This window comes from Providencia sp. PROV114 (genome assembly GCF_032704305.1).
GTDB lineage: Bacteria > Pseudomonadota > Gammaproteobacteria > Enterobacterales > Enterobacteriaceae > Providencia > Providencia rettgeri.
The window spans coordinates 3,207,163-3,222,213 of the sequence record NZ_CP120528.1 but is presented as its reverse complement, the minus strand read 5'-3'; the positions used below and the strand labels follow the sequence as shown (position 1 = coordinate 3,222,213).

The window sequence follows — 15,051 nt, the reverse complement described above, 5'->3', positions numbered from 1 at the left end:
CTATTTACAAGCTTGCGATCCTTATTATCGCACAATGCTTGTGTGATTAAGATAAATAATTTTATACTTTGAAATGGCCATTTTATTTAACTTTAGGTTTTTATCAGTGAATTATTCATGTATTATTCGAATCAATCACTAATTAAGTGATCAAGTAAAGCGCTACAATAATTAACATTGAAAGTTTCAAAGCCAAAGTGAATGATATTATATACTTATCTTCTTCTTTTAATTTGTATTCTTTCATTGCGGCAACGTGCTTTATTTTTATAGCGATGCTATCCAATGTGCATGACTTATGATGTAGTTATAGGTGGCATTCAATGGATTTAATTTCTAGAAATAATAATAGGAATATATGTATGAACTTTAAAAAAATGTCGAGTAGCTTCGTTGGTATTATTGCATTGAGCTCTATTCTCGGTGGAGCAGTTATTGCTAATGCTGCTGATGGCGTAGAAAGGAAAATTACGCTAACCGCCCAAATCAGTGATGGTATCTATGTTACTAAGCCTGATGGCAAAACGTGGTATACCACGGAGGAGTTAGAGTCCGTTGATCATAAGCAAAGTGCTTTTGCTAAAACATTAGATGTGCGGGTTTGGACTAAAGGTGAGAAATTTAATGTTTCAATGATTCAGCCTCTTATTATTCAACGTAATGATGGTGCCTATCGCTTAAAAGATACTAAGGTTAGCTTTGGCGGACCTGCAAATATCTTGGATTATGGTAAACCTCCCGTTTCTATCACACAGACTTTAGTCGGTGATGGTGGTTTTGATGATATTTATAAACTGAATATTGGCGCTACTGCACCAACAAGTACAGGCGCAGCAGGCGAGACTAATGGCGCATATAGTGGTGATCTCGTCATGTTATTTGAACCATCTGCATAGAAATAAGGTTATTATCTAGTGAATTAGTAGGCACAAATCAAATTATGTTTAATGTTATTATTACAGAGTCAGAAATATGGCGTTATAAATTTAAGATGTGCCTACTAGCTATTTATGTAGGCTTATATAGTCATGGCGTAAAAGCGGATAGCACATCTTTAGTATTTAAAACTCCTCCGGGTTTTGAAAATATCGGCGTAGGGAAAGAGTCAGGTTTTTTAGTAACCTATAATGGTAATGCTTTACCAGGTTATGTTACTTACAATTCAAGTACTAAACTATTATCTATTGATAGTAGACGTTATAAGGAAAATATTTTTAATTCTAAGGATGTTAAAAATGTAAATGAAATACTGAAACGCATTAATTTTGAAAAATGTGAACGAGGTTGTGAGGTTCAAGTCGATAATAACGATGTATCTATTGATAAATTAAATCAAACCATATCTATTTTTGATAAAAATTCAAAGTATATTACACCTCAAACTAATTTTGGTTTAGTACATAATCAGACTATAGATATTAAAGGTAATAATGATGGTTATCGGAGTGCTAATATATCGGGGAATGGTTATATTGGTCTTCCATCACAAATGTATGGCTATTTTAATTGGTATTACAACAAGCGTACTTATCAAAATACCCAATCATCTAGTAACTCTGCGATATCAACTTATTACCTTCAGAAAAACTTTGATAAATACTATGTAAGAGCGGGAAAACAAAATTCACTTGATTATTATGCAGGGGCTATAAATTCGGTTATTTCGCCAAGTTACAATGGTTTTTTGACTGTAGGTAGTCAGGACAACTTCAGCCGTGAAAATAAACAAAATGGTGCAGATGTATTGACCTTTTTCGCCATGAGCGAAGGCAGCGTAGATATTGAGCGAGATGGACGAGTATTGCTCAATCGTTCCTCTAGTGTTGGTAAAAATGAAATTGATTACCGTATGCTTCCTAGTGGTTATTATCCTGTAGAGATAATTTACTTCGATAAAAACGGTCGAGAAATGGGCCGTGAAAGCCAGATGATCAATAATGTTAATTATGGCAATCAGGGTGATAATTGGCATATTACAGCGGGGAAACAATTATACGATGATAGTAATATTTTGGAAGTTGGTGTCGGTCACGATATGCAAGGTTATTATGGCAACATACTGGCATTAGCCGCTGATAATGGCAAATGGACGACTGATATTAATATTAATAAACCATTGTTATTTGATGAGCAAGTGTTTCAGCCTACAATAGGGTTCCGTGCGGGTGAAAAAGGAATCGGTGGATACGCTAGTTTGGCTGTCGGTAATAGCGAACTTGGTAGCATTACGGCATCTTATTATCAGCAAGATGATGTATCAGATGCATATTATACGGCTAATAGCAGCTCTATTAGCTATTCTCGTAACTTTGGTGCCAATTTAGTTTCATATTCATATGGTCGTTTCTATAGCAGTGATTATCAGCAACTGCAAATTAGCCGTTTATTTACCGGCGAGACATTTTATGCAAATACATCATTAGGTGTTAAGAGACAAACAAATTTTGGGGATGGAGTTTATCTGAATCTAACTCTATCCTATAAAGATAGTCAGGCACGCCTAAATATATATAACTCGAGTGGTGATGTTGCTTATTCAGCTAGTTATCAAAAAGAGTGGATTGATCAGTTTGGATCTACGACTGCGAATATCGATTATGGACATAGTAAAGACAACGATAATATTACTTTAAGTGCAGGGCGATCAGGCTCTTTAGGTGAGTTAAATACTTCAGTTGGTTTTGATCGCAATAACACTCAGGGGAGTCTTTATTATCGTGGTGGATTATCTGTCAGCAAATATGGTGTTTATCCTGGCCGTTATAATAATAGTGGTTCAGTATTATTAGTAGATACTCCTGCTAATGAGGGCGGTAGCTATTATGGGTTTAATGTATTTGGTAACCCTGTGACAAGTGGGCGAATATATTCAGTTCCAATTAATAGTTATAAGCCAATCGGCTATGCATCGGTTTCAAATAATAATGCTGAAGATATTGATATGCAAATTGAGGTTCCTGTTAATGTACTTAAGAGTCATCCTGGGCAGGTTTATTACTCTAAGGCTTTAGTTAATATCAATCAAATATACAGTGGCTTTATGCGTAATAAACTGGGTGAGCCTGTTTCCGGAACGCTTAGCAATGGTGAACTCGTTTACCGAAATGGATTATTTTCTTTCAACTCAGAAAAAGTACTTAAAGATATATCTTTAAGTCATGGTAACGTTAATTATAAATGTGATTTGACGTTAAAAAAAGATAATGGCTATGTTTGTATTCCATTGTAAATAGGTTATAAGGACACGATATGCTGAGGTTATTTCTGTTATGTATTTTGCTTACTCAATTTGGCAATGCTTGGGCGGTTGGGCAATTATTAGTTACACCGGCAAGTACAACTGTTGCATCAAAACAATCACGTATTATAACGATTAAAAATACAGGTGATGCGCCAATATATGTAGATGTATCGTTATTCCATGTTGAGAATCCTGGCCTGACTCCTGAGATTAAAACTTCGATTCAGGAAATGTTAGAGCCAAATATTATTGCTTCACCTACTAAGATATCACTTGGTCCAGGGCAAAGTCGCGAAGTTAAGCTAGTTGGTTTAAACGCTCCAGTAAAAGAGACGGTATATCGATTATATGTACTTCCTGTCTCATCTTTTAATGTTATTGGAGGCAAGGAGGCTAATAAAAAAATTTCCGCACCCACTGTAATTTCTGTAGGTTATGGCGTTTTAGTACGGGTATTACCCGACGGTGAAGTACATCAAGAATTAACTTATGAATGTAAATCGGATGGAATGTTGTTAATTAATAATGGCAACACTCGAGCAGATTTAATGAATGTGACTACAGATGATAGTAGGCAGAAGGCAATATCTCGTCTTAGTGTTTATCCGTCTACACCCGTAAATTTTTCTTATAAGAGTTTTGTAGCTAAATTTAAAGGTAAAGAGTTTTCTGCTTCTTGTAAATAATGGTGGTGAGAATGAGTTTTAATAAATTAGCATTACTGTTGATATTTATTAGTTTTATTTCTCAAGCGGAAGTTACTATTCACGGTAATAAAAGTATTGAAATAATAGGTGAAGTTGTTGAAGAAGACAACTTTGAAGTCACGGATGGAAATGGAGGTTGGTATAGCGAGCTTGAGTTAAAGCAGCAAGAGATAAATTCTCCGTATCAAGTTGACGCGCGGGTTCATGTATTATCAACCAACCCAAATTTTATGGTTACTCTGCAAAATATTGTTATTTTAAAAAATGATTCAAAAGGCTTATCTTTTGCACCGGCTGACGTTATTTTTTCGAGTGATCAAGGTGAGACTAAAAAATTAAAGCCAATGGAAAGTCAGAGTTTTACTAATCCGGATGTGCCGATTGGTGCTGATAGTGAAGGCGAGTATACACTCAGTATATCGGCGAATGCTCCAATCGGTAGTCATCAAGATATCACAGGTGCTTATGTTGGTGAGATTGCACTTATTTTTGAACCTTCAGCTTCGGATTAGTTTATATATGAAATTACGATCTCATCGTTTAGTTGCAGCATTTATTTTTTTATATTCATTTAAAGTATGGTCTGCAATAGATGTCGTGCCTAAAGTATTGGAGTTAACTGGTGATAGTGATCGTATTGCGATAATTAATAATGGTGAGAAAACAGAGTTTATTAATATAAAACTTAAGAAGATAACTAATCCAGGAATTGATTATTCTTTTGAGAATTATATTGATATAAAAGAAGAAGACGATCCGAAAATATATTATTCGCCATTTAGGATTGCGTTATCTCCTAAGCAAAAGAAATATCTTACTGTAAAAAGGGTAAAGGACGTTTTATTTGAGGAGGTTTATCGTATTGATATAATGCCGAGCCTACTTCCGATTTCTAATGGCAATGATTCCTCTGTTATTATTAATATTGGTTTCAGTTCTATTATTCGAAATTACCCTAAGGTTATCAGAAAAGAGTTTGAGTTTAATTGCGGAAATACACAGGATGTGGTCATAAATAAAGGTAATGCTCATATCACTGCAAGGTACATAAGTGGCGATTTAAACGGTGAGGCTATCAATATTTATCCCGGTCAAAAGAAATCTTTTCCTCATAAAGACGTTGTTGTCGAAAATCAAGCTTGTAGGTTATAGGTATCTAGATGAAAATTAATATTCTTTGTGTTTGCTTGTATCTCATAGTTATCACATTCTTTGAATCCACTTCGGCCTGGGCAGCTTCTGTGTATCCTAAAAGGGTAGGAAATTATTATAGCTGTAGATTAGAAGATAATGGGAATAATACTAGCAAGGCAACACTTAGTATAGATTATATGGCATACCGAGGGGATTACTCCTTAACTTCACGTGCTATTGCAGTGGTGTTTTATAATTTCGCTGGTAAGCCTATCGGAAGAAACCTTCAACCTAACAGTGTGAGCCTCGATGGTGTTAAGGCAACAACGGTTCATACTATCCGAGAAGTACAATATTATCGAGCGAGTCTCAGTAACGTATGGAAAAACAACGGTTATTTTGCGGCCGAAATTGTTATTGATAATATCACTAATAAGTATTTTAAAGACTGGCAAGCTATGTCGGTTGGGCTTGCGGATCAAGATTCCAGAGGTGACTTTTATGTCAATAATACTGGGGTCGCATATCTTACTTTTGATAAAACAACGGATAGCTGCTGGCTTGTAGAACCTGAAGATCCACCTCCTCCAGAACAACAAATTACTTTTAATTTTGATTTACCGCAGCGTTGGGACTTAAAAGCCATTAAACCAGGTAAGTCAGTCATCAATTTAAGTGGCACTGGGAATAACCCATTTTGTATAAATTATAATGGTATGGAAACCGCAGATAATAAATTTATTTTAATGGTTAATAGTGATAGTGAAAAAAATAATACATTTAATTTGCGTAACCAAAATGATGTCTCTAAAGAGATACATTATCAACTACGGCTCAACGATGGAATTAAGGTATTAAGATATCCTGCAGTTGCAGGTCGAAGTTATTCCTTTGATAAAAATGCTACACAAGTTTGCTTTTTACCAATTTTTGATATTGACGCAGGAAGTAGTCCACAAGTAGGTAATTATAAAGATGTTCTTAACTTTAATATAATTGTAAAACCATAAGGAATTTTTATGCCAAATAATTTAATGCTTAGTACAAAGGCTATTATTCTTGATACAAGAAAGGAAGAGAATAAAGTAAAGGATTTAGTGATTACTGTAGAGAGTGAGTCAGGTGAACCAGTTATTGGTCTTGATGTGACTTTAACACGGCACAGAATTATAAAGTTTCCTGATGTGCCGAATAGTGATGACCCTACAGTACCAGTGGTGGTTAAAACGGATCAAGAGGGTAGATATACACTCAAGGTATCAATAGATTTAGACCCTGGATTAGCTTGGGCTAGTGAAGGCTTTATTAATGTTTCAGTGGTTGCAGATGAAGGTAATGTTGAAGATGTCATAACATCCACAGTAAAAGTATTTTATGGTACTCGTCCAGAAACTTATTTCCTTAATATTAAAACAGACCCAGTTACGGGGGATTTAGAGTATGACCGTTATGAGAAAGAAGATACTACATTCGTCATTGTTTATGGAACTCCACAGCCACCGGAAGCAACTTTGACGCTTAGATTATACTTAGATGGTAATATGCATGAAAGGTTTCTGCCAGACCCTGTAAAACAGACAGCGATTGATTTGAGGGCTGTTTTTGATAAGAAAAGCTTTGTAGATGGTGATCATCACCTTTATTATACTTTGTCTGGTGAGCCCGGGAATATTGCAACTTCTTTTGACCTACCATTCAAGATTAGCCGTGGATCGACAGTCAGAGAATTGAAGTCTATCTCTATTCCAAACTTGTATAATGGTTATATTAATCAGGCCCATTGGTATGATGGTATTAGTTATGATTTTTCTGAATTGTGCAAGAGTGTAAGTTTCGATGATATTGATACAACAGTAGAAACGCCTTTAGTGCTTCGATTCTTACCTTTCAATACTGCCGGTGATGAAGTAGAGCTTGTAGCTCCTAATGAGGTCAAATTGAGTCTTGAGCAAATTCAGGCAATATATGATGATCCAAAACATTTATACGTAGGTCCTCCGGGCGCTAAAGATGATATTTTCTATGAGCTGCAGCAAGGCTCTTTGCATATTGACTATCTTTTGAAAATAAAAAGAATTGAATATCCAAAACTTTCAGCTGTATATAGGGTTTTAGTTGATCTCTTACCGCCTGCAGTTAGAAATAAATTAATAACTAATAATTAATATGCCGCATTTAAATATAATACTGAGATTGAAATGTTTAATATTAAAGGTTTTATAATTTTCAATTAATAAAAATATATTGTAAGCCTGACTCATTACTGATTTATCAAGCATGACTGTTATTTTATATTCAGAACCTACTTGACTGGTTAGAGTCAGGCATTTAAATGTGTTTTTTACATTGGTTGGTGATTCTATGTTTAAAAATTATGGCTTGTTTCCTCCTTATCTTCCGCAAATGAATGATGGCATAATTAATGAGGATGATCTTTCAGTTGATAATAAAATATATGTAGAAATAGCAGAGTATCAACTGGCTGATGTTGCTGATGAAATTAGAGTTAATTTTGATAAAATTAGTTCAAAACTAAAGGTTATAACTGACCCGAAAAACGAATTTCCTGTGCAAATGGTATTTGATGCAAATATCATTCCAGACGGTGTTTATAAAATAGATTATTCTGTCACTGATTTTGCAGGAAATATCAGTGAATCACCATTTACGTTTGCCATTGTAGATAGACGGGATAGCGGAACATTGCCAGCACCTATTTTTATTGATGCTGATATTAATAATATTATTAACAATAATGATGTTGTTTCTAATTTTGGAACACATATTCTCGTTCCAATATATCCGAATATATCTATTGGCGATGAAGTGGTTCTTTCATTTTGGATTATTGATGATGAAACTAATTTAGTTGCTCCTGGGTCGTCCTATACGATTAAACACCTTATTGTCGGCCAAGACATTACCGATGGTTTTGTCACTTTAGTTCCAGAAATCAATATACTCTTAGTTAAACGCGGGAAGGCTAAAGCACGCTATCAGTCAATTGATGCTAATCAGCATGTTGAAACATCTAAAATTGCCACTGCCATGCTCGAATTGGATATCAGCGTTTCTCTTCCGGCTCCTGTGTTTGTTGATAATATTCACGGATGGTTAACATCGGCACAGTTGAGCAAGGGGATTAGAGTAAGATGCATTTATGATGATATGGCTATAGGCGATATTGTTACTTTGTATATTCGTGGTTATACCATGGATAATATCCCGATTAATGGGACGAGTGCGAATATCGTTCATACTGTAACTTTATTTGATGTTGATGATGGTTATTTACTTCTTACCTTTTTGAAAGGAATTGCTGAAAAATTAAATTTTGGCTATTTTACCTCTTATTATAAAGTTTTCCGTGCTAATAAAACCAGATATTCTTATTTTAGCAATGTCAAAGTTGATTTGGAGCACATGAACCCATTGAGTGCGCCGGTGTTCATGCAAGCGGAAAATGGTGTTATCTATATTTCTGATATAGAAATGGACAATGGTGCTATTGTCCGAGTTTCATATCCTGAGATGGCTTTAAATGATACCTTATCAATTTACATCTATGGAACCGATGAGAATGGCCATTTTATTAATAACTCCGGATATCAGAATGTTGTTATTTTAAATACAGGTGATGTCGCTAATCAATATTACGACTTTATAGACCCCAAAAAAAAAGCGTTACTTGTTCCTAGGAATGGGAAATTGCATGCTTACTTCACCGTTATTTATGCTGATGATGGAGGGTTTTCCTATTCCGAGCAGTCTAATGTCGTTGTTGATAGCAAAATAAGCGATGTTATTACAAGTAATGCTGCGCCTTATGATTATAATGTCGTACATGTCCGTTCTTATAATTATGCAAGAATTATTGGCGAGCCGGGTACAATATTAAAACTTTCTTCCCCTATTTATACTCAGTTTGTTGAATCTGGCACGAATACTCATCAGGTAACAGTTAATCCAGATGGTGAAGGGCGCTTTAGATTATTATCTTCACATTCAGGTGATGTAACGATTTCTATTGTACAAGCAACTAACCCGATTATTAATCGAAGCTTGATGACCCATTTTGGTAATTATATTCTTACCGACGGAAATATTGATTTTTATAATAATTCAACCAATGCATTAAGTGATGGTGTTATGCCATGCTGTATATATTTAAGAACCGCCCCTAAAGATAATATAAGTAATGTGGATATTACTAAGGTGTTTGTTCAGGTTGATGGCAATGCAAAGATTGTGGGTTCTACTGCAATTGGTGGTCAATCTGCAACAATTAATCTTAATGACGATTTTTCATGTGAAATTCAGATTGTTAATACTGTTTCTGAATCAATCTCAGCCATAATTACTTTGCCTGAGAGCCCAGGTACGTTACTCATTTTAAATTTATTCTTTCAATAGAATTTATTACACGACGAATTTTTTATTTAGAGGTTATTATGGCCCTTTCTGTAACTATTACAGCAACATCAGGAGCAGCCGCAGATGGTATTGCTGAAAATGCTGCTTTTGCTGTGTTACATGATGGTAGCATTTTAATTGATAACAAAGTCTTAATCTTTACTCTTAGTGGCTCTGCTATTTTCACAGATAGTCTGACCAATACAACCAGCCGTGTGACTTCGGTTATTGGTTCTGCCAGTGTTAGCTTTACCGATATTGTTGGTGAAACCGTTATTGTTACTGCAACTTATCAGAGTGACCCTTTAGTCAGTGGTTACACTGAGTCTACTTTTGTTGATATACCACTGGCGTTAGAACCTCCCTATATTGAACCATCATTTGGTAATATTATCGATTATTCAGTGATTGAGAATACTATCGATTTTATCGTGGCACCTTGGGCCAATATGAAAGTAGGTGATGTTGTCCATGCTTATATTGGAAATATTATTACATGGGATGCGATATATCGTGTAGAACAAAATGATATTGGTAACCCTATTCGAATTGTTATTAACAATGCAAAAGATTTACTTTTTCAGTATATCGATAAAACATTAGTTGCATATTATAAGGTTGGGGATATTCAATCTCCTGACGCATTATATTATGTTGTTAATGCTTATATTAGGAATGTTTCTATTATTGGTAGCCGTGATAGCGATCGCTCAGCTTTACATTTATGTGCCTTTAATTCATTGACAGGAAATCCAATAAAGGTGAGGTGGCAGTATTATCTTGAAGATACTTGGCAAGAATCAGCTCGTTTTACTGATCGACACCCGTTAAAAGAACTTCATGTTTCTCTTGCGAATCAATCAGGGGCAATCACTGTTTATCCAATGAATACGGCCGCGGTGGGGGATAGTAATAATAGTATTGCTTTTGCGGTTACTTCAGTGGGTAAACTGGTTACGTGGGGAGGCCGTCTGGCATGGGCTGTCCCCCCTAGCAATGTAGCGGCTCTTTCTAATATAACGGCTATTATTGCCTCACCAAATATCGTTGCAGTCCTCGATACAAATAATACGCTTTATTCATGGGGAAATAATGCGGTTGGCGGAAATCTTACCGCTATTGTTGATAATGTTTTAACGGCAATTTGTAATCGAAGTGCGATTTGCGCGATTACTGATGGTGGTTATCTGAATGCTTGGGGCAATATTTATGCAGGCGGAAAGCTCCCCTCGGGGTTGCCTGCTGAGAACGGTTATATATCAGTATCTGCTGCCAGAGGGGCATTTTGTGCAATAAATCGCCAAGGATTTGCTGTGGCTTGGGGGGAGAATAACTTCGGAGGTAATATGCCGAAGGATATACAGAATATTAATAATATTATTGATGTTTTTGCCACAGATGGTGCTTTTGCGGTGCTTACTGATATTGGTGTTGTCAGAGCTTGGGGTAATGGTGATTATGGCGGTACATTACATAAGCCTATTAACAATGCTATAGCTATTGCATCATCGAGCAAAGCCTTCGCTGTACTTCGAAGTGATAATACTGTTACTGCTTGGGGGAATGGTTTATATGGTGGGATCGTCCCTGCAAATATTGCAGCTCTCAGGAATATAATATCTATAAGTTCTACTGATGGTGCTTTCTGTGTGCTTTGTGACGATGGAAAAATCTATACTTGGGGAAGCAAGGAATATGCGGGCGTGATCCCGCCTGATATTGTTAATAAAGATATTTTAACTGTTTCCGGGATTAGCGGGGCCTTTTCATATATCACCAATAAAGGTTCTGTATCTGGTTGGGCTAATTCGGGAACCTTCGATACAGTTAGCGACCATTTCTACAGGACGGCATATCGTTTAACACGTAATACACCAATTAATACTTTTTTATGTATGGATTTAGAGGGAAATATAATTTCTATAGGCGATAAAGGGAGTGTTGGTAATTTGCCGCCAGGAATTAATAATATGCTTCGTTATAGTGAGTTTAAATTTTAATATATAGGAGAATTAAATGATTGAAATGAAATATGTCATTAATGTTTCTGTGAAAAATAATAATGCACCAGCAGATGGTGAAAGTTTTAATAGTGTTAGTGTGATTTGTTTGGATAATAAGGACTTCAAACCCGTTGCGGGTTTGGAAGTTATTCTTAGTGCATTAAGTATTGGAGGAACGGCTTTTTTTAAAGAAACTGACACTACAGTGTATCCCGCAATTACGAATAGTATCGGTCTAGTAACCGCCGACATCGCGGATATAGTCGCAGAGAACATCGTGATTAAATGTCATGTTAAATCTGACCCTATTAGCCAAGATACCGCTGCATTAACATTCCGTAAGCCGACAAAAACGTTTGAAATCACCAGAGCTGCAAATCTTAACCGAACTTTCTTATATGGTGAACCTACAGTATCTTGGGCTGGTGCCGAGTTCACTCTCTATACAGACGGTGGTAGTGGCGATATCGAATGGTCGACAAATAATATTATTTCTGAAGTCACTATTCGCCCTAATGCTAATCAATCGGCATCGATTATGATAAATGCGGATCCTGGAAAAAACATTCGCATTATAGCGAAAGATAGGGTTACTGGTGAGTCAGATGCTTATTCATTCTACCTTCATTCATTTATTCAATCAGATCGTCAAAAGCATACTTTTTCAGAGGCTAAGGAAAAATTTGGCGACTATCTGTTACCTGTGAGTACTTATGAAAAAGTATTCTCGCAATGGGGTAACCTCATGGTTTATTACATTTGGTCAACAGCTGTTGATGACACCTATTGGACTAGAGAGTTAATTCCTAATAGTGCGCAGAACGATGAAAACGTAATTGATCAAGTTGAATCACGTGACTTTGAACGTGTTATTGTTTTCGATGTTAAAACGGGTGTTAAATCAATAGCCAATACTTTATTTAATAAAAAGTATTTCATGTATGCTATTGATTAATTATTTCCACTCCAGATGGCTGATGAGCTCAGGAATAACACATTATTTTCTCTATATTATTGAAAATGATCCAACTGGTTTTTTATCTGTGGCTGAGCTTTCTATATATTAGCGAATTTTTATTATACTGGGGATATTATTTATATCACTAGTTTTACAACATATACGTTAATAATAGTTGTTTATTGTTAGTCTGCTCAATAATATGGGGTAATTATATGGCTGATAATCAGTATTTAATAAATATAAATGTGATCAATAATAATGCTCAAGCTGACGGTAAGAGCTTTAATCAAGTAAAAGTAATTTGTATGGATTCAATTGATCTTCGGCCGGCAGTTGGCTTAGAAGTCGTTTTTACTGCGATCAGTGTACGTGGAACCGCTTTTTTTCGGGAAAATAATGCAGCTGTGTACCCCAGTGTAACTGATGGTATTGGTGTGGCTTCTGCAAATATCGGGGATACTATTGCCGAAGATATTGTGCTCAAATGCCATGTGAAATCGGATAATACCAGTCAAAGTTCTGTATCACTGACCTTCAGAGCCGCAACGGGTAAATTTGAAATTACGAATGCATCTAATATTAATGCAACGTTCTCTCCTGGTGAACCAACCATTGCATGGGGAGGCGCTGAGTTTGTTATTGATACTCAAGGGGGATCTGGGGATGTTGAGTGGTCAATCAATAATATCGTTTCTGAAATCACCATCCGAGAAGGTGCACAGCAGAATGCATATGTCATTATTGGAGAGGATCCAAGAAAAGAAGTACGCATCACGGCAAGGGATAGAGTAACTGGTGAATCTGATATGTATACTTTTTACCTGCGTTACTTTATTCGTTCAGATAGACAGAAACATAAATATTCGGACGCGGTAGCGGGTTTCGGTAATTACATGCTGCCCGTGGCAGTTTATGACCAGCTTTATTCACAGTGGCGTAATCTTGCCATGTACTTTATATGGTCTACCGCTATTGATGAAACTTATTGGACTAAGGATTTGGCGGCCTTTAATCTCAATAATATCGATGAAGTACCATTGATAGAGGGTGATAAAACTCCTCGCGTTTCATCACGTATTGTTTTTGATGTTAGAACAGGCACTAAATCAAGTAGCTCAACTTCCAGTAAATATAAAAAATATTTTATGTATTCTCTTCCTTAATTTTTCAGAATAGTACTTTTATTAGTTTATATTAGGAAATGTTGTTATTTCACATTTCCTTTTTTATTAAATAATAGCCTTCTTGATTAAATCATTGTTAATTAATTTTATAATAGGGTGAAATAATGTCTCTTCAAGATTATATAATAAATTTATCTGTCGAATTTAATAATGCGCCGGCGGATGGGATAAATTCTAATGTTGTTAATGTCATTTGCATGAATTCAATAGATAATTCGCCTGCTATCGGGGTTGATATTATATTTAGTACTTTAAGTATTCAGAACACAGCCTTTATTAGTGAGTCTGGCAGCTCGGTATATTCAACAGTGACAGATGGTACAGGTAAGGCATCGGCGAATATTTGCGATACTCTTGTTGAAGATGTTCTTGCGCGTTGTCATATAAAGTCTGATTCCACTAATCAAGATACTGTATTATTAACCTTTCGTAAGGTAACTGAAAAATTTACAATCACTAATGCTAGCAATATTAATCGTACTTTTTTAGCAGGGGAACCTACGATTGCTTGGAGTGGTGCTGAGTTCACTCTATATACTAAAGGGGGCTCTGGTGATGTTGAATGGTCATTTGGACAAAATACTCCCGCTGTGACTCTTCGACCAGGAGCTAAAGGGGTCGCCTATATATTAATCAAAAATGACCCTAGTAAAGAAGTTCGTATTATAGCGAAAGATAAGCTCACGGGTGAGATTGATAGCTATTTCTTTTATTTACGTAATTTTGTTCGTTCAGATAGACAGAAGCATACTTTTTTTATGGCTAATGTAGGCTTGGGTAAGTTTATGTTGCCTGTGGTTGTTTATCAGCAAATATTTTCCCAATGGGGCGATCTTACGTATTACTTTATTTGGTCGGAAGCGGTTGATACTCCTTATTGGACAAATGAAGAAGCTCGAGTATTAGTTGAAAAAGAGGGGATGGGAACCGATAATTTTACTACTGAACATGTTGTATTTGATGTTAGAACGGGTGTTACATCAACCAGCCCTGATGGCCCAATGTATGAGAAATATTTTATGCATAATCTTTCATTTACACCAAGTGAGTTGGAATAGTAAATAGAATCAAGATAATCATTTTTATATTTAACCAGCTTTGAGGATGTTAGATTTTTAAAATTAATAAATATAAATTCTTCAACTATATTGTAAACAAAATCCTTTTAATTAAAAGAAAGGTTTTTATTTCGTTTTTTATTTCGTTATTTTATTTTTTTATAATGTTTATTCTTTAATAAAGAAATGGCTTTTTTAGACTCAGTAATAATATATTCTAACTCGATAATACGAAGTCCTGATAATGTGAGTCAGTGCTCTTGCTATTTAACTTGTGGCAGCTGATTACTAATGATTTCCACCAAAGTCAAATTATCTTCAATTTTAACATTTCTTTTTGTTAAAGCTGA

General features: G+C 35.6%; 12 protein-coding genes. All 12 read left to right on the top strand.

The genetic code is table 11. The annotated features are described in order from the left end of the window. Positions 1 to 362 precede the first annotated feature (362 nt). The 12 genes from P3L37_RS14390 (at position 363) to P3L37_RS14335 (ending at position 14,701) form a co-directional block, all read left to right on the top strand. A complete protein-coding gene (locus tag P3L37_RS14390) occupies positions 363 to 896 on the top strand; it encodes a hypothetical protein (protein WP_204163277.1) in 534 nt (177 codons plus the stop codon). A 44-nt stretch (positions 897 to 940) separates the two neighbouring features. Then, positions 941 to 3,229, top strand: coding sequence for a TcfC E-set like domain-containing protein (locus P3L37_RS14385; protein ID WP_109912852.1), 2,289 nt, complete (start codon positions 941 to 943; stop codon positions 3,227 to 3,229). A 20-nt stretch (positions 3,230 to 3,249) separates the two neighbouring features. After that, a complete protein-coding gene (locus P3L37_RS14380; RefSeq protein ID WP_109912851.1) occupies positions 3,250 to 3,927 on the top strand; it encodes a pilus assembly protein in 678 nt (225 codons plus the stop codon). 11 nt (positions 3,928 to 3,938) lie between these two features. Continuing rightward, positions 3,939 to 4,460 carry a hypothetical protein gene (locus P3L37_RS14375; RefSeq protein WP_109912850.1) on the top strand — a complete coding sequence of 174 codons (522 nt, stop codon included), beginning with the start codon at positions 3,939 to 3,941 and terminating at the stop codon, positions 4,458 to 4,460. Between the two features lie 7 nt (positions 4,461 to 4,467). Continuing rightward, positions 4,468 to 5,100, top strand: a complete 633-nt coding sequence (locus tag P3L37_RS14370; RefSeq protein ID WP_109912849.1) for a hypothetical protein — start codon at positions 4,468 to 4,470, stop codon at positions 5,098 to 5,100. An 8-nt stretch (positions 5,101 to 5,108) separates the two neighbouring features. After that, positions 5,109 to 6,092, top strand: a complete 984-nt coding sequence (locus tag P3L37_RS14365; RefSeq protein ID WP_162598859.1) for a hypothetical protein — start codon at positions 5,109 to 5,111, stop codon at positions 6,090 to 6,092. A 9-nt stretch (positions 6,093 to 6,101) separates the two neighbouring features. Then, entirely contained in the window at positions 6,102 to 7,247 is a 1,146-nt protein-coding gene (locus P3L37_RS14360; RefSeq protein WP_109912847.1) for a hypothetical protein, read from the top strand. Between the two features lie 196 nt (positions 7,248 to 7,443). Next, positions 7,444 to 9,495: a hypothetical protein gene (locus P3L37_RS14355; protein ID WP_238562692.1), complete on the top strand. Its 2,052-nt coding sequence runs from the start codon at positions 7,444 to 7,446 to the stop codon at positions 9,493 to 9,495. Positions 9,496 to 9,533: 38 nt separating this feature from the next. Then, the gene (locus P3L37_RS14350) at positions 9,534 to 11,495 is read left to right on the top strand and encodes an RCC1 domain-containing protein (RefSeq protein ID WP_109912845.1); all 1,962 of its coding nucleotides are present in this window, start codon (positions 9,534 to 9,536) and stop codon (positions 11,493 to 11,495) included. Positions 11,496 to 11,511: 16 nt separating this feature from the next. After that, on the top strand, positions 11,512 to 12,453 hold the full coding sequence (locus P3L37_RS14345) for a hypothetical protein (protein ID WP_109912844.1): 942 nt from the start codon (positions 11,512 to 11,514) through the stop codon (positions 12,451 to 12,453). Between the two features lie 218 nt (positions 12,454 to 12,671). After that, positions 12,672 to 13,622, top strand: coding sequence for a hypothetical protein (locus P3L37_RS14340; RefSeq protein WP_109912843.1), 951 nt, complete (start codon positions 12,672 to 12,674; stop codon positions 13,620 to 13,622). Between the two features lie 125 nt (positions 13,623 to 13,747). Beyond that, the gene (locus tag P3L37_RS14335) at positions 13,748 to 14,701 is read left to right on the top strand and encodes a hypothetical protein (RefSeq protein ID WP_109912842.1); all 954 of its coding nucleotides are present in this window, start codon (positions 13,748 to 13,750) and stop codon (positions 14,699 to 14,701) included. Positions 14,702 to 15,051: the final 350 nt, after the last annotated feature.

Coding starts and splice junctions, on each gene's coding strand:
- P3L37_RS14390 (WP_204163277.1), top strand. CDS start 363: ATGAACTTTAAAAAAATGTCGAGTAGCTTCGTTGGTATTATTGCATTG.
- P3L37_RS14385 (WP_109912852.1), top strand. CDS start 941: ATGTTTAATGTTATTATTACAGAGTCAGAAATATGGCGTTATAAATTT.
- P3L37_RS14380 (WP_109912851.1), top strand. CDS start 3,250: ATGCTGAGGTTATTTCTGTTATGTATTTTGCTTACTCAATTTGGCAAT.
- P3L37_RS14375 (WP_109912850.1), top strand. CDS start 3,939: ATGAGTTTTAATAAATTAGCATTACTGTTGATATTTATTAGTTTTATT.
- P3L37_RS14370 (WP_109912849.1), top strand. CDS start 4,468: ATGAAATTACGATCTCATCGTTTAGTTGCAGCATTTATTTTTTTATAT.
- P3L37_RS14365 (WP_162598859.1), top strand. CDS start 5,109: ATGAAAATTAATATTCTTTGTGTTTGCTTGTATCTCATAGTTATCACA.
- P3L37_RS14360 (WP_109912847.1), top strand. CDS start 6,102: ATGCCAAATAATTTAATGCTTAGTACAAAGGCTATTATTCTTGATACA.
- P3L37_RS14355 (WP_238562692.1), top strand. CDS start 7,444: ATGTTTAAAAATTATGGCTTGTTTCCTCCTTATCTTCCGCAAATGAAT.
- P3L37_RS14350 (WP_109912845.1), top strand. CDS start 9,534: ATGGCCCTTTCTGTAACTATTACAGCAACATCAGGAGCAGCCGCAGAT.
- P3L37_RS14345 (WP_109912844.1), top strand. CDS start 11,512: ATGATTGAAATGAAATATGTCATTAATGTTTCTGTGAAAAATAATAAT.
- P3L37_RS14340 (WP_109912843.1), top strand. CDS start 12,672: ATGGCTGATAATCAGTATTTAATAAATATAAATGTGATCAATAATAAT.
- P3L37_RS14335 (WP_109912842.1), top strand. CDS start 13,748: ATGTCTCTTCAAGATTATATAATAAATTTATCTGTCGAATTTAATAAT.